Annotated in this window: 16 protein-coding genes and 1 pseudogene; 7 read left to right on the forward strand and 10 right to left on the reverse strand. The window is 40.9% G+C overall.

What is annotated here, in order from left to right:
• Window positions 1-17: 17 nt before the first annotated feature.
• Together sohB and LZP46_RS05350 are read left to right on the forward strand one after the other, a co-directional pair.
• Window positions 18-980 (forward strand): protease SohB, encoded by a 963-nt coding sequence (gene sohB / locus LZP46_RS05345; RefSeq protein ID WP_236094916.1) that lies wholly within the window; start codon window positions 18-20, stop codon window positions 978-980.
• Window positions 981-1152: 172 nt separating this feature from the next.
• The gene (locus LZP46_RS05350) at window positions 1153-1779 is read left to right on the forward strand and encodes a cytochrome b/b6 domain-containing protein (protein ID WP_178318435.1); all 627 of its coding nucleotides are present in this window, start codon (window positions 1153-1155) and stop codon (window positions 1777-1779) included.
• Window positions 1780-1809: 30 nt separating this feature from the next.
• On the opposite strand, the gene LZP46_RS05355 is transcribed toward LZP46_RS05350, so the two are convergent.
• The 5 genes from LZP46_RS05355 to LZP46_RS05375 form a co-directional block, all read right to left on the reverse strand.
• Window positions 1810-2430 carry a DUF2238 domain-containing protein gene (locus LZP46_RS05355; protein WP_004971662.1) on the reverse strand — a complete coding sequence of 207 codons (621 nt, stop codon included), beginning with the start codon at window positions 2428-2430 and terminating at the stop codon, window positions 1810-1812.
• Between the two features lie 91 nt (window positions 2431-2521).
• On the reverse strand, window positions 2522-3910 hold the full coding sequence (purB, locus tag LZP46_RS05360; protein ID WP_236094917.1) for an adenylosuccinate lyase: 1389 nt from the start codon (window positions 3908-3910) through the stop codon (window positions 2522-2524).
• A gap of 55 nt (window positions 3911-3965) precedes the next feature.
• Entirely contained in the window at window positions 3966-4697 is a 732-nt protein-coding gene (gene hflD / locus LZP46_RS05365; RefSeq protein ID WP_004971659.1) for a high frequency lysogenization protein HflD, read from the reverse strand.
• Window positions 4698-4709: 12 nt separating this feature from the next.
• Window positions 4710-5843, reverse strand: coding sequence for a tRNA 2-thiouridine(34) synthase MnmA (gene mnmA / locus LZP46_RS05370; protein WP_236094918.1), 1134 nt, complete (start codon window positions 5841-5843; stop codon window positions 4710-4712).
• Window positions 5844-5847: 4 nt separating this feature from the next.
• Complete coding sequence (locus tag LZP46_RS05375) at window positions 5848-6333, reverse strand: NUDIX hydrolase (protein ID WP_236094919.1); 486 nt, start codon at window positions 6331-6333, stop codon at window positions 5848-5850.
• Window positions 6334-6466: 133 nt separating this feature from the next.
• Between LZP46_RS05375 and LZP46_RS05380 the strand changes: the two genes are divergently transcribed.
• The gene (locus LZP46_RS05380) at window positions 6467-6673 is read left to right on the forward strand and encodes a helix-turn-helix domain-containing transcriptional regulator (protein ID WP_104851773.1); all 207 of its coding nucleotides are present in this window, start codon (window positions 6467-6469) and stop codon (window positions 6671-6673) included.
• Between the two features lie 4 nt (window positions 6674-6677).
• Here the strand turns inward: LZP46_RS05380 and LZP46_RS05385 are convergent, their stop codons facing one another.
• The 4 genes from LZP46_RS05385 to LZP46_RS05400 form a co-directional block, all read right to left on the reverse strand.
• A complete protein-coding gene (locus tag LZP46_RS05385) occupies window positions 6678-7244 on the reverse strand; it encodes a gamma carbonic anhydrase family protein (RefSeq protein WP_236094920.1) in 567 nt (188 codons plus the stop codon).
• Between the two features lie 106 nt (window positions 7245-7350).
• Window positions 7351-8499, reverse strand: coding sequence for a D-alanyl-D-alanine carboxypeptidase PBP5/6 (gene dacC / locus LZP46_RS05390; RefSeq protein WP_236094921.1), 1149 nt, complete (start codon window positions 8497-8499; stop codon window positions 7351-7353).
• 117 nt (window positions 8500-8616) lie between these two features.
• A complete protein-coding gene (locus LZP46_RS05395) occupies window positions 8617-9009 on the reverse strand; it encodes an MCR_0457 family protein (protein WP_004971644.1) in 393 nt (130 codons plus the stop codon).
• A gap of 317 nt (window positions 9010-9326) precedes the next feature.
• The gene (locus tag LZP46_RS05400) at window positions 9327-9698 is read right to left on the reverse strand and encodes an MCR_0457 family protein (RefSeq protein ID WP_236094922.1); all 372 of its coding nucleotides are present in this window, start codon (window positions 9696-9698) and stop codon (window positions 9327-9329) included.
• 211 nt (window positions 9699-9909) lie between these two features.
• Here LZP46_RS05400 and surE point away from each other — a divergent pair, with 211 nt between their 5' ends.
• The 3 genes and pseudogenes from surE to LZP46_RS05415 all read left to right on the forward strand — a co-directional run bounded on the left by surE (window position 9910) and on the right by LZP46_RS05415 (window position 12635).
• Complete coding sequence (surE, locus tag LZP46_RS05405; RefSeq protein WP_236094923.1) at window positions 9910-10686, forward strand: 5'/3'-nucleotidase SurE; 777 nt, start codon at window positions 9910-9912, stop codon at window positions 10684-10686.
• 106 nt (window positions 10687-10792) lie between these two features.
• On the forward strand, window positions 10793-11611 hold the full coding sequence (locus LZP46_RS05410; protein ID WP_236094924.1) for a peptidoglycan DD-metalloendopeptidase family protein: 819 nt from the start codon (window positions 10793-10795) through the stop codon (window positions 11609-11611).
• A gap of 94 nt (window positions 11612-11705) precedes the next feature.
• Window positions 11706-12635 (forward strand): annotated as a pseudogene (locus LZP46_RS05415) (LysR family transcriptional regulator).
• Window positions 12636-12717: 82 nt separating this feature from the next.
• Here the strand turns inward: LZP46_RS05415 and LZP46_RS05420 are convergent.
• Window positions 12718-13929, reverse strand: a complete 1212-nt coding sequence (locus tag LZP46_RS05420) for an aspartate aminotransferase family protein (RefSeq protein WP_131261143.1) — start codon at window positions 13927-13929, stop codon at window positions 12718-12720.
• Window positions 13930-14090: 161 nt separating this feature from the next.
• On the opposite strand from LZP46_RS05420, the gene grxD reads away from it, so the two are divergent.
• Window positions 14091-14432, forward strand: coding sequence for a Grx4 family monothiol glutaredoxin (gene grxD, locus LZP46_RS05425; RefSeq protein WP_019837647.1), 342 nt, complete (start codon window positions 14091-14093; stop codon window positions 14430-14432).
• Window positions 14433-14448: the final 16 nt, after the last annotated feature.

Here is a 14448-nt window from a genome sequence, read left to right on the forward strand (position 1 = left end):
ATTGAGAACTCATTTTTATGTTATTTCATTTACCTAAACTACCTGCCGAAATTCGGATTAGTCATTTGAATGCGCGAATTAATGAACAACGAAAAAAAATTGCGCAAACCACGGCATCTAAACTCGAGCTATTACAACTTTCACAACAAATGGCACGTGAAGCGCGCGCCCGTAAAAAGAACAATCAAAAAATTTATGTGTTGGATTTTAAAGGTGATACTGCTGCGTCTGCTGTAGAGCAATTGCGTGAAGAAATCACCCTAATTTTGGCAACGGCCAAAGCTGGACGTGACCGTGTTGTGGTACGTTTGGAAAGTCCAGGCGGTATGGTGCATGGTTATGGGCTTGCAGCTGCACAATTGGTACGTTTGCGTGATGCAGGTTTCCATCTCACGATTTGCGTCGATAAAGTCGCAGCAAGTGGTGGCTATATGATGGCATGTATTGGTTCAGAAATTGTGTCAGCGCCATTTGCGATTTTGGGTTCTATTGGCGTAGTGGCACAAGTGCCAAACTTTAATCGTTTGCTCAAAGAAAAAAATATAGATTTTGAGATGTACACTGCAGGTGAATATAAACGCACTGTGACCATGTTCGGTGAAAATACCGAAGCAGGCAAGGCTAAGTTTGAAGAAGAATTGCAACAAACTCACGTGCTATTTAAACACTTTGTTGAAAAATACCGTCCACAACTGAATGTTGAAAAAGTGGCAACAGGTGAGCATTGGTATGGTCAGGATGCGTTGGAGTTAAACTTGATAGACAAGTTACAAACCTCAGATGAATATTTGCTGAGTTTGTTGCCACAGCATGATATCTATGTGATTCAAACTCGTAAAAAGCCAACTTTGGGTGAAAAGCTGGGTTTACAAGCTGCACAAATGGCAGACAATTTGATTCCTGCAGTGATGAATAAACTGGTTGATAGCCTAAGCAAAGCCAACAGCAGTTTGTTGCAAATCCGTGATCCTAAACTGTAATAGTGATGATCTAACTTCTAAAATTTATCTAAAAATTGCGCTCAATTGAGCGCAATTTTTTTATTCACTTTTATTCAAAAATATAGGGTCTTTGATTTAAGCATCTTAATTTTCAATTCAGCTTGATGTTATATCTTTGTGATAAGAACAAAACCACCTTGATAGATTGAATATGCAAACAAATAGTGTGCCCGCGAAGCAATCAACATCTACAGATTTAATGATTCGCTTTTTGCATGTGGTGATGCTGCTAAGTTTTACAGGGGCTTACTTAACAGGTGATGCGGAAGAATGGCATCAGTTACATATGGCTTTTGGCTATACGTTGGGGATTAGTTTAGCTTTACGAATCGTATGGCAGGTGTTGAGTATGTTGAACAGCACACAGCCGACAGGAATTTCTAAACGTTTAGGCATGATTCAACAATTTGTAAAACGCGATTGGAAACAGCCACAGCAGTTTTTTTCATTACCGTTTTTAAAGTCAGGCAGTTCCAGTGCGTTTCAATTCAGTATTTTGTTGATTTGGTTGGCATTGCCTTTAACTGTGTTGGTTGGATTTTTCACCGATTATACCCAAAGTCATACTTTAAAAGAGCTACATGAATTTGCAGCAAATTTATTCTTAGCTGCGGTATTGGTGCATTTAGCGAGCTTAACTTTAAGCAGCGTATTGTTTAAAAAATGGCTTGCCAAAACCATGTTTTGGGGGTCGGATAAACCTGCAGTATTAACGGTGTTGATCTGGATGATTTCAGTCGCAAGTTTAGCTGGCTTCTGGTGGTGGTATTGGCAATAAATTTGGATTTAGTACGAAAGAGGCATCCTGTTAGGGTTTCTTGATCAAGTAGAAGCATCCCATCAGCATTGCTCCTATCGTTGCTAAAAGCATATCCATGTGTGCATCCCAAATATCACCTTGCTGACCATTATAATTTTCAGCATCTTCTGGCGATAAGCCAAGCGCAATGAGCCATTCCACCCATTCATAAATTAAACTGCTTGCCATGATAAATTGAATGACCAAAAGATATAAAACGATAGGTTTGTTTTTTGGAAACCAGACTTCAAACAAGCGCAATAAAACAGGATAGAGCAAAATACCATAAGCCAAATGCACAAAACGGTCATACATATTGCGTGACCAACCCATGCTCTGATCTAAATTGAAGCCAAAGCTGTGCAAAATCCAATCATTATAGGGCACATAAGAATACAGATAATGTGCTCCGACAATATGAATCAGTAAAAATATTAAATACAGCACAAAGCTAGAAAAACTCAGTCCTACTTTTTTAAACGCAATCAATAAAGCCGCGAGCATAAAAACTGTGCCTGCCTGATGCAGTAGATACGATTCAAATTCCAGTGGTTGAATACTGGCAGCAAGCATGGCGAGTATGACCAAGCCTAAAGCACAGTAATGTTGAATGCGGAATTGATTTTGCATGTGATGTTTAAGTTGGAAGATTTGTTTTATTCTAATAAAAATGCGAAGCCGAAGCTTCGCATTTTTGTATTGTGATGAATGCTTTTACAAATTAGATTTTAGCAATTAAATCTTGAATTTGTTTAGCTTGTTCAGCAGCATTACCTATATAAGTTGCAGGAGTCATTGTCGCTAAACGTGCACGGTCTGCTGCAGGAACGCCTTCTAACTCGTTACCATTCACGAAATCGACCATCATGTCACGTGTCATGGCTTGACCACGAGTCAGGGCTTTTAGTTTTTCGTATGGTTTTTCGATGTTATAGCGACGCATAACGGTTTGAATTGGTTCAGCCAATACTTCTTGAGCATTGTCTAAATCTTCAAGAATACGTTGTGCGTTCAATTCAAGTTTGCCAATACCTTTAGAGCAAGCTTCAAATGCGATCAAGCTTTGTGCAAAACCAACACCCATATTACGCAATACAGTCGAGTCAGTTAAGTCACGTTGCCAGCGAGAGATTGGTAATTTTTCGCCTAAGTGAGCCAAGACTGCATTGGCGATACCCAAGTTACCTTCAGAGTTTTCAAAGTCAATTGGGTTTACTTTGTGCGGCATGGTTGAAGAACCAACTTCACCTTCTTTCAGTTTTTGCTTGAAGAAACCAAGTGAGATGTAGCCCCAAACGTCACGGTTGAAGTCGATTAGAATGGTGTTGAAACGACGTAGCGCATCAAACAATTCTGCCATATAGTCGTGTGGCTCAATTTGAGTCGTGTATGGGTTAAAGCTTAAACCTAAAGATTCTACAAATGCTTGAGAATGTGCAGGCCAGTTGATTTCTGGGTATGCAGAAAGGTGCGCGTTATAGTTACCTACTGCACCATTGATTTTGCCCAAAAGCTCAACTTGCTTGAACTGTTTGATTTGACGTGCTAGACGATATGCCACGTTTGCCATTTCTTTACCCAACGTTGTCGGGCTTGCAGTTTGACCGTGAGTACGTGACAACATGGGTTGATCTGCGTGTTTTTCTGCCAATGCAACAATCGAATCAATGATTTGCTGCATCGCTGCAACCAATACTTCACGACCATTTTTGAGCATTAACGCATGTGACAAGTTGTTGATATCTTCTGAAGTACAAGCAAAGTGTATAAATTCACCTGCATTTTTCAATTCATCAATGTTGGCAATCTTTTCTTTTAAGAAATATTCAACGGCTTTTACGTCATGGTTGGTGGTACGTTCAATTTCTTTAATACGATTGGCATCATCTTCAGAGAAATTTGCAACAATAGCATCTAATGCAGCATTGGTTGCCGCACTGAAAGCGGGCACTTCGGTAATTTCAGGACGATTGGCAAGCGCTTGTAACCAACGCACTTCAACAGTCACACGAGCATGGATTAAACCAAACTCAGAGAGGAAAGGGCGGAGTGCATCACATTTGCTTGCATAGCGCCCATCTAATGGCGAAAGTGCGGTTAAAGCGTTCATATCGATTCCTTAAACTTTGGAATTAAACCTAAAACAAAAGCGTGTTCAGCATGGTTTAAACCACCTGATACTGTAAACGCGCCAGATCTTGAATATCACGTAATAATTTACGTTTGCTAAATACCATGCCCCATGAACTGCCACCAAGTTGACGCCAAAGGTGTGCCATTTGTAAGCCTGTAAAAAGCGAAGCTCGAATTCGGTTGGTATGTGCAGAATCCTTAAATGCTTCTGCATTGCCGCGTACCATAATGCGCGGGTTAATCTGTCCCGCAGTATCGACATAGGTTTGGGCTAAATTGGCAATAATACTGGGATGCAAATAGTTATGATCAAAAAATGAAAGTTGTTTTAAAATTTTTTGCTGGGATTGCTCAATAATTTCGACGTATTTAGGATTGCTATACACTTTTTTTTCTAATTGTAAGAGAGCCATCGCATATGACATAGGTAATTTAGTATTGGATAATTTAGGTAAACGCGATTTAGGGGCTGTATTAAAAGGCTGGTTGATACTGCTTTCTAGCGTTTTTAAACCCAAAGAAATATCGGCCAAATGATTAAAAAAATCCAAAGTTTGTGAACTGTGATTGCTACTTGGACGGATATTTAAACTGGCTTTAATTAATTGCTCAAAATAAAAGTTACCGCTTTCACCAATACTTTGTCTGCCTGTGAGTGCAGTCATGTGCGTGAGCTGGGTCGCTTGAAACACACCCGCTAACGCCAAGGCACGATTTTGGCGAACATTCAGAGTTGGTGACTGTTGAAACGGTAACTCTGTCATCCAAAACAATCCTTAAATAAAATCGGGTTTAGGTGCATTGGTGTGGTGAATCACACCACCGCCTAAACACATTTCGCCTGAATAGAATACGACACTTTGACCAGGAGTGACTGCACGTTGTGGTTCATCAAATTCCACACGTACACCGCCAGGCATGCTGTCATCATTGAAAATTACACAATCTTGATCATCTTGGCGATAGCGAGTGCGGCAAGTACAACGGAAGCCCGAGGCTGGAATTTCTTGTTCACCTGCAACCCAATCAATTGCTTCGCTCCATAAAATAGTGCTTTGCATGAGTGGATGTTCGTGACCTTGACCAATCACTAATCGATTGTTTTCAATATCTTTATGCAGGACGAACCATGCGCCTTCGGCAACACCTTTTAAGCCGCCAATGCCAATCCCACCACGCTGACCGAGCGTATAGTACATTAAGCCGTGATGTTCACCAACCTCTTTGCCGTTGTCTAAAATAATTTTTCCAGCTTGTGCAGGTAAATATTGTTTTAAGAAATCATTAAAGCGGCGTTCACCAATAAAACAAATACCAGTCGAGTCTTTTTTCTTGGCGGTGACTAAATCTAGTTCTTCGGCAATTTTTCGGACTTGTGGTTTTTCAATTTCACCTACTGGGAATAAGGTTTTGTTAATTTCACGACCATGCACTGCATGTAAGAAATAAGTCTGATCTTTATTTTTATCTAAACCACGTAATAGTGGGGCGTAGGCTTCGCCTTTAGAGTTGTACTGCGTTTCACCACGACGAGCGTAGTGACCAGTGGCAATAAAATCTGCACCCAAATTCATGGCGTGATCTAAAAAGGCACGGAATTTAATTTCTTTATTGCATAAAATATCGGGGTTTGGCGTGCGTCCTGCCGCATATTCGGCAAGAAAATGCTCAAAAACTCGGTCCCAATATTCCATCGCAAAGTTAGCTGTATGCAATTTAATGCCGAGCTTGTCACATACCGCTTGCGCATCGGCAAGGTCTTCCATTGCCGTACAATATTCAGTGCCGTCATCTTCTTCCCAGTTTTTCATGAAAAGCCCTTCAACCTGATAACCTTGTTGAAGTAGAAGTGCAGCAGAAACAGATGAATCAACACCACCTGACATACCGACGATGACACGTTGTTGCATAGGATTAGGCATCCAAATTAGAAATAAGGGGAGAATTTTGGTGCTCGTAAATGAGCGATAAAGGATAAGACTGACCGCTGAGCGCATCTTGCACTGCTTTCAGTACCAACGGACTTCGGGCACGTGCCGATTCAGCCAGTTCATCTGCAGACATCCACACAGTACCGATTATATCGGAATCAAGCTGGGCTTGAACATCGTGTTGCAAAGATTTGGCTAGAAAGCAGAAACGGTAATAGGTGCGGTCAGGAAACATGGGCGGAGTATAGCTATAAATGCCAAGTAAGGCATTAATTTGAACCCGATGCCCGGTTTCTTCCATGGTTTCACGTACTGCGGCTTCAATTAAGCTTTCGCCTGCTTCAACATGCCCTGCAGGCTGATTAAACACGCTATGCGTCACACCCTCTGTATGTTCTTCAACAAACAGGAATTTTCCGTTTTTTTCGATAACGGTGGCGACGGTAACGTGAGCAGTCCAAGCGGTCATTGAAAAGCACCATGGGGTAAAACGCATATTCTACAAAATTTAGGGGGATGTGGCTATGTTGAAAGGGGATTTCTTTAAAACTGTAAATCTAGGTTTGTGTAGTTGTGGGAAGATGTGAGGGGTACTTTGTTCTTTGATTCATTTGGTGATGCTGGATGTGATCTCATTTGCGCTAGGTGTTGTTGCCAAAGTCAAAGCTATTGCACAAATAGAAAAAGAGGCAGATATTGACCGTAAAGCTTTGTATAAAACTCTAAGTCAAGATTCAGCCTCTCGATTTGATAAGATTAATCATGTCATTCATACACTGAGTTTAAAATTAACGGTGCAGAACGTGTAATCCTTCAAATTACAACAATCAAAAAGAACTTTGAGGGGGGTTGTTGATAATTCCCTGCAACCTTCACATAGTGCCGTGCAGAATAAGGTAAAAACTCTTTTTCCTTATCAGTTAAAGGACGAACTTTTTGCACAGGACTACCCACGTACAAATAACCACTTTCTAAACGCTTACGCGGTGGCACTAAAGACCCTGCGCCAATCATCACATCATCTTCAATAATGACATCATCCAAAACAATTGTATTGATGCCCAATAATACCCGATTACCAATGGTGCAGCCGTGCAAGGTCACACCATGCCCAACCGTGACATCTTCGCCAATAATCAGAGGTGAACCTTCAGGTTTTTCGGCTTTTTTATGGCTGACATGGAGCATAGCATGATCTTGCACATTGGAATTTTGACCAATTCGAATATGATTAACATCGCCACGAATCACGGCAAAAGGCCAAACCGATACATTGGCAGCCAAATGCACATCACCAATTACCACCGATAATTCATCTACATAACAACTTGCGTCAACTTTTGGGGTGTGGTCTAAATAGGCACGAATATTTTTTTTCATGATTGACACATCTATAGCTTATAAATTCAGGATTAAGGACAGTATAAAATAAAAAAGCACACATTCGGACATGTGTGCTTTGCGCTTTAGTCTAAGCTTATGAATCTTAGAATAAATTACTAAAGAACTGTTTGATATGGTCTAACATACGTGCAAAGAAGCCTGCTTGTTCCACTTCCTGCAAAGCAACCAATGGTTTTTCTGCAATCACTTTACCGTCTAAAGTTGCCACATATTTACCAATGACTTGACCTTTTTTCAAAGGTGCAGTCAATTTAGGTTGAACCACCAATTGGGTTTTTATTTGGTTGGCTTTGCCTTTTGGCATGGTCACGTTAAAGTTTTCTGGTAAACCAATTTGAGCTTCTTTGCTTTTACCGTACCATACTTTGGCTTTGGCCAAGACTTGGTTGGCAGGCTGTACACGAACAGTTTCGTAGTTTGCATAACCCCAAGCTAACAATTCACGGGTTTGAGTTGCACGAGCCTGCATGGTAGGCGCACCAAAAATTACCGAAATTAAACGCATTGGGCCACGTTTAGCTGAAGTGGTTAAACAATAACCTGCTTCATTGGTGTGACCTGTTTTCAAACCATCCACGCTTGGGTCGGTATATAACAGGGCATTACGGTTGCCTTGTTTAATTCCATTAAAAGTAAATTCTTTTTCAGAATAAATGGGGTAGTATTTTGAGCTGTCATGGATGATGTGCTGTGCCAAAGTCGCCATATCTTTTGCAGTAGATAAGTGGCCTTCGGCAGGCATACCCGTGGAGTTCATAAATTGGGTGTTGCTCATGCCTATACGTTTGGCTTCTTCATTCATCATGTGAACGAACGTGCCTTCATTACCTGCAATGTGTTCAGCCATGGCTTTAGATGCATCGTTGCCCGATTGCACAATAATCCCGCGCAGCATTTCAAGTACGGTTGCAGTGCCATTTAAAGGAACATACATACATGATTCTGTGCTACTTCCACGACACCATGCAGACTCATTCATGCGGACTTGTTCATCTTCCGTGAGTTCGCCTTTTAATAACTTTTGTTCAATGATGAAGCTGGTCATCATTTTAGTCATAGAGGCAGGGGCGAGTTTTTCGTTTTCATTTTTTGAAGCTAAAATTTGTCCCGTCTCATAATCCATCAAAACGTATGATTTGTTATTGAGTTCTGGTGGCGTAGCTAAGACAGTTGCTGCATAAGAAAAGCTTGGTAATAGTAATAATGCAGCAAGGGCGCTTTTTGGGGTCATTCTAAGAGGTTCCAATACTTGAGGTATTCACAAAAGAGCTAGCATTTTAGGGCAAAGCTCAGCCGACTTCTATGGGAGAAATCGGCTTATTGATAAAAGTATTGTAACCAAATTGTATTATCTGCTATATGCTGTCAATTCTTGGCAAATTGCTTGGTTTTTGGCTGTTCCAGCAGCTTTGGCATCGGCACGGGCTTCTTTTAAAATTGGCTGGAAGCTTTTTTGTTTGCTGAGTTTACTTAAGGCAGTAACAGCGTCTTTTTCTTTAGGCATATATTCTTGGGCAAGTTTTGTATAACCCTGATGAAATTGATCTTGTTCTTTGACTAGTGAAGGGCAAACTTCAGATAACACATAAATAGCGGCTAATTCTTGCTGAGTCACTTGTTGTAATGGCGTCACTTCAATATTTTCTTCTTGCGCAATTGCGGCTTGACTTAAACCCAAACTGAGCGCAACTGCGCCAAAAAAATGAACTGCACGTGAATTTTTTAAGCCAGAAAATTGCATATCAAGTACCTTAAATATTGTTTGAACTGAATCTACCGATTCATTTAAGTGCTTATAAGATGAATCATTTATTTGCGAATTGAAAGAGTGAAAATGTATTAAAGCTGTGTGATCTGAGCGCAAATCATGTATAAAAAGTGAAGATTAAAGTCTGAAATTTGAAAATCAGTGGCTTGATATAAAGCGTAAAATAATAGTGGAAAAATACCAGATATAAAAACTAAGCATAAAATTTAAGGCAAACTTTGAAAGTTTGCCTTAAAGGGTGAGTATGCAAAATTATTTACAGGCTCAAAATAGTATTTAAATCATGTGATTTAAAGTGCTAATTCTAAAGCTTCCTGACACACTACTTTTTGCTCTTCTTTGGCTGTATCTTTTGCTGCTTCACGCGCTTCAGCTAAAACGGATTGATATTCTGCGTCGGCCTGTAATTTTGCAAGTGTCATGTTGGATTCAGAATAATCTTGTAAATAGGTTTGAATCAGTGCTTGAATATTGGCATCTAATTTTGCATTTTTGCCAATCAGCGCAGGGCACATTTCAGTCATGACTTGTGCTGCAGCAACATCTTCTTTCACAATGGTATTGGCTTCTGCTGCAGTCAAATCTTCTGCAATTACAGACTGCGTTAATACAGCAGCGAAACCTAGACCCAATAAACGACGAAATGACAAAGATAAAATCATGAGAATCACATATATTTTCGGATGGATGTTACGCGCTAAATATATATAATCTTTTGTATATTTCAATGAAATGTGCTGATCAGTCATTTTGTTGTCGTGTGCTTATGAAATGTGCTTAGGTATGAATCAGGCACAAACAACTTTAAGATTGAAACGACATTGCTATATTTTCGTAAATAACCTTTATATTTGTTTTATTTGAGATTTTCCTGTGAATATTTTAATAGCCAATGATGATGGCGTGTTTGCACCTGGTATTCAAGCTTTGGCGCAAGCCCTAAAACCTTTGGGTCGTGTGGTGATGGTCGCACCCGAAAGTGAACGCAGTGGTTATTCGAGTGCGCTGACTTTAGATCGACCATTACGCCCTGTGCAAATTGCTGAAGATATCTGGGCAGTCAATGGTACACCTGCAGACTGTGTCTATTTGTCAATGAATGGATTGTTCGATTTTGAGTTTGATTTAGTGGTCAGCGGCATTAACAGTGGTGCAAATTTGGGGGATGATGTGCTCTACTCAGGCACAGTTGGTGCGGCTTTTGAAGGACGTTTGATGAAACAGCCTGCGATTGCGGTATCACTTGCAGGGCATAATGTACGTGCTTATCAGCATCCACAAGATTATATGCAGGCAGCGCAGTGGGTGCATGACTTTATTGCTCAAGGTTTGCCAAGTTTACCAGCTCGTCATATTTTTAATGTCAATATTCCGGATGTGCCTGTTTTGCAGGGCACAAAAATTACGTATCAAGGGCAGCGTACCCAGTCCAAACCTATTACCAGTCAGGTCGATCCACGTGGACGTCAGGTATATTGGATTGGTTTATCGGGCGAGGCAGTGGCGGCACCGAAAAAAGGCTTAACAGAAATTGAGTCCGATTTTTTTGCGGTAGCGAATGGCTATGTCAGCGTGACGCCAATTCAGATGGACGCCACTAATTATGACATTTTGAAATCATTGCACAGTCAATTTTCCCCAATTGGCTAACTAATGTTATAACTTTGTGAAAAAGTAGCTTGTAAACCTCATTTCAAGGACTTTTTTGCTACTCTTAGCGCAATAGAAAGTATTTAGTATTTGTAGAGAGGAAAGAATGCCCGTGGTGTTTCAATATCGTTTATTTAGCACACCAACAGCATTGTTGAAAACCTTAGTGTTATCCAGTGCTATTGTTGCTACCGTTGTGTTGAGTGGTTGTGCCTCTAAACCTCAAGTAAATAATTCTGCACGTTTTGCCACAGCGCCGAATTTTTATACTGTACGTTCGGGTGATACTTTAAGTGGTATTGCCGCGCGTTATGGTTTGAGCTATCTCAGCATTGCAGAGATGAACGATATTGCACCGCCGTATCGTATTTATGTCGGGCAGTCTATTCGTTTGAAAGCGGGCAATGCACCACGTACCACAACCACACGCCCTGTAACACAGGCGGCACCAATTCAGCGTCAAACAGTCACTTTGCCGACGACACCTGCACCGGTAACATCAACTACAACCACGTCCACTAGCTCAACAACACCAAGTACACCTGTGCGTAGCAGCACATTACGTTGGGTGAAACCATCGCAAGGTGCTGTGATTGCACAGTTTAATTTAGCAAGTAATGTTAAAGGTATTCGTTATGGTGGCAATGCCGGTGATCCAATTTATGCCGCAGCAGATGGGCAGGTGGTTTATGCTGCAGATGGCTTAAAAGAATATGGAAACTTGATTTTAATCAAGCACATTGATGGTTATATCACCGCTTATGCGCATAACAGTAAGATGAATGTGAGCAGTGGTCAGAATGTGACTGCAGGTCAAAAGATTGCCGAAATGGGTTCTTCAGGTGCAACACGTACCATGTTGGAGTTTCAGGTACGTCTAGATGGCAAGCCAATTAATCCGACTCAGGTTTTACCAATAAATTAAATTTTGCAAATACAAAACATAAATTTCACCGTATAATACAATAGGTTGCTTTTATCGAAAGATAAGAGCACCTGTATAATTTTAGAGGGAATTTATGTTAGATCAACTACGAGCAATGGATCTATTTGCTTGTGTTGTTGAAAAAAGCTCGTTTAGCGGTGCAGCGCGTGATCTAGGGATCACCACAAGTGCCGTCAGTCAACAAATCCGTTCATTAGAACAAGAAATGGAAGTCACACTTCTGCATCGTTCTACTAGAAAACTGAGTTTGACTGAAGCAGGACAAGCTTTTTTCCACAGCTGTCAAGAAATGCTCGCCGCTACTGAGCGCGGAAAAATCCGCATTAATGAATTAAGAGATGATTTGGTGGGTGATTTAAGCATTGCCACCACGCCAGAATTAGGCGCGAATCATGTGATTGCCGTACTTTCTCATTAGCTATCTGCCCATCGAGGTTTATCTGTGCATTTAGAAACCGACAATCAACACATTGATCTGATTGATGGTCGTATTGATATTGCGCTGCATATGAGTCCAAAAAATGAAGATCAAAACCAGCATGTGATTCCAATTGCACATATTGACCAAGTTTTAGTCGCATCACCTAGCTATTTAAATCAAACTGCACTTATTTCACGACCTGAAGATTTAAAACATCATGAGTTTATTGCATTAACCATTATGAAAAATTTTCAGCAACTCAATTTTAAGCATATCAGCACTGCAGAAAGTGTGGATGTAGAGTTGGGCTCGCGTCTATCGACCAATAATGTGTTGGTGTCTAAATCTTTGTGTATGCAAGGGCATGGGCTTGCGCGAATTTTGCATTTGGATATTCAAAAAGATTTGCTTAATGGCAGTTTGGTTGAAATTTTGCCTGAGTGGAAATTACCCGCATTTACCTTGTATGCAATCATTTCCAAACATGAGCAACAACCGATGAAAGTACATCGTTGTTTGGAAGCCTTAAAACAATATTTTTCTCAATTGCCGGGTGGGCGAGTGTTTCAAGAAGCATCTTAATTGAATGTTGATAATATACTGATCGACCATTTAGTTAGCAAAAAGCCGCAGTTCAAACTGCGGCTTTTTGTTAGGGATTTATTTAAGCCAAGAATTTTTTAATCATTGCTACAAGGCGTTCAATCAATTGATCTGCCTGGGCTTGAGTAATATTTAATGTTGGCAATAAACGCACCACAGAACCTGCAGTTACGTTAATAATCATTTTGTATTCATCGCGGGCAATATCGACCAACTCTGCACATGGTTTTGGTAATTCAATACCAATCATCAAGCCAAAACCACGCACGCTTACATTTTGGTCTGCGAGTTGTTGACGCAATTGTTCCACAATGTAGCCACCCATTTTTGCTGCATTTTCTACCAAGTTTTCTTTCTGGATGGTGTCAATCACAGTGTAAACGACACGTGAACCAAGCGCAGTACCACTGTAGGTTGAGCCATGATTACCAGCAGTAAGAACGCCCACACCACGACCTTGAGTCATGACTGCACCAATTGGGAAGCCATTGCCCAAACCTTTCGCTGTAGTCAGAACATCAGGCACAATATTGGTGTGCTGATAAGCAAAGAATTTACCTGTACGACCATTTCCTGTTTGTACTTCATCCAGCATCATCAGCCAGTTGTGTTGATTACAAATACGGCGGATGTCTTCTAGGTAGCTAAAGCCTTGTGGTGCAGTATTCACACCGCCTTCACCCTGAATCGGCTCGACTAAAATAGCCACAATATCAGGATGCTGAATCGCAGCTTCTTCAATGGCTTCGACATCACCAAAAGGCACACGAATAAAGCCTTCAACCAAAGGTGCAAAACCTTCCTGAACTTTTTTATTGCCAGTTGCAGACAGGGTAGCCAAAGTACGACCGTGGAAAGAGTGATCTGCAACAATAATTTTAGGATTGGCTACGCCTTGCATATGACCGAATTTACGTGCAATTTTAATTGCACCTTCGTTAGACTCTGCGCCACTGTTTGAAAAAAACACTTCTTCCATGCCAGCAACTTGCGCCAATTTTTGTGCAGCAGCAGTCTGCCACGGCACTTCAAACAAGTTACTGGTGTGAATTAAGGTAGCCGCCTGATCTGCAATGGCTTCGGTAATTGCAGGGTGTGCGTGACCTAAACCACATACGGCAATGCCTGTAAGTGCATCTAAATATTCTGTGCCATCTTCAGTATAAAGATAAGAACCTCGACCGCGGACAAAGCTGATCGGCTGACGGCCAAATACAGGCATCAAATGTGATGGTTGATCAGTTTGCACAGGAGCAAGGGTAATGTTATTCATGACTAACTCTTATCTGTTAGGTTGGAGGGAAAAACTTATATAAGCAAAATCTACTGCAGATGAAAAGCCTAATTGTAAATAAAATTGGATTTATTGCTTTAGACGTACTGTTTTGCTCGGTTTTGGGTATAATGCCACACAGATGAGTTGAGGATTTACCAATGACTGAACAAGTACGCGATACCGAAGCGTTAATTCGTGAACAAATTGCTAAACATGCTGTTCTTCTTTACATGAAAGGCACACCACAATTTCCACAATGCGGTTTTTCTGCGCGCGCAGTAGAAGCACTCAGTCAAATTGGTCGTCCTTTTGCCTATGTGAATATCTTAGAAAACCAAGATATTCGTACCACTTTGCCAAAAATTGCCAACTGGCCAACTTTCCCACAATTGTGGATTAACGGTGAGTTGATTGGTGGTAGCGATATTATGTTGGATATGTTCCAGAAAGGTGAGTTAAAGCCTTTAGTTGAGCAATACAGCCCAGCACCTGAAGCTTAAAGTATTGGACTTGGGT

The sequence above is a fragment of the Acinetobacter sp. SCLZS86 genome, from assembly GCF_021560715.1.
GTDB lineage: Bacteria > Pseudomonadota > Gammaproteobacteria > Pseudomonadales > Moraxellaceae > Acinetobacter > Acinetobacter towneri_A.

Bases quoted from the DNA above. Each gene is read 5' to 3' on its own strand.
- sohB (WP_236094916.1), top strand. From the start codon at position 18: ATGTTATTTCATTTACCTAAACTACCTGCCGAAATTCGGATTAGTCAT.
- LZP46_RS05350 (WP_178318435.1), top strand. From the start codon at position 1,153: ATGCAAACAAATAGTGTGCCCGCGAAGCAATCAACATCTACAGATTTA.
- LZP46_RS05355 (WP_004971662.1), bottom strand. From the start codon at position 2,430: ATGCAAAATCAATTCCGCATTCAACATTACTGTGCTTTAGGCTTGGTC.
- purB (WP_236094917.1), bottom strand. From the start codon at position 3,910: ATGAACGCTTTAACCGCACTTTCGCCATTAGATGGGCGCTATGCAAGC.
- hflD (WP_004971659.1), bottom strand. From the start codon at position 4,697: ATGACAGAGTTACCGTTTCAACAGTCACCAACTCTGAATGTTCGCCAA.
- mnmA (WP_236094918.1), bottom strand. From the start codon at position 5,843: ATGCAACAACGTGTCATCGTCGGTATGTCAGGTGGTGTTGATTCATCT.
- LZP46_RS05375 (WP_236094919.1), bottom strand. From the start codon at position 6,333: ATGACCGCTTGGACTGCTCACGTTACCGTCGCCACCGTTATCGAAAAA.
- LZP46_RS05385 (WP_236094920.1), bottom strand. From the start codon at position 7,244: ATGAAAAAAAATATTCGTGCCTATTTAGACCACACCCCAAAAGTTGAC.
- dacC (WP_236094921.1), bottom strand. From the start codon at position 8,499: ATGACCCCAAAAAGCGCCCTTGCTGCATTATTACTATTACCAAGCTTT.
- LZP46_RS05395 (WP_004971644.1), bottom strand. From the start codon at position 9,009: ATGCAATTTTCTGGCTTAAAAAATTCACGTGCAGTTCATTTTTTTGGC.
- LZP46_RS05400 (WP_236094922.1), bottom strand. From the start codon at position 9,698: ATGATTTTATCTTTGTCATTTCGTCGTTTATTGGGTCTAGGTTTCGCT.
- LZP46_RS05410 (WP_236094924.1), top strand. From the start codon at position 10,793: ATGCCCGTGGTGTTTCAATATCGTTTATTTAGCACACCAACAGCATTG.
- LZP46_RS05420 (WP_131261143.1), bottom strand. From the start codon at position 13,929: ATGAATAACATTACCCTTGCTCCTGTGCAAACTGATCAACCATCACAT.
- grxD (WP_019837647.1), top strand. From the start codon at position 14,091: ATGACTGAACAAGTACGCGATACCGAAGCGTTAATTCGTGAACAAATT.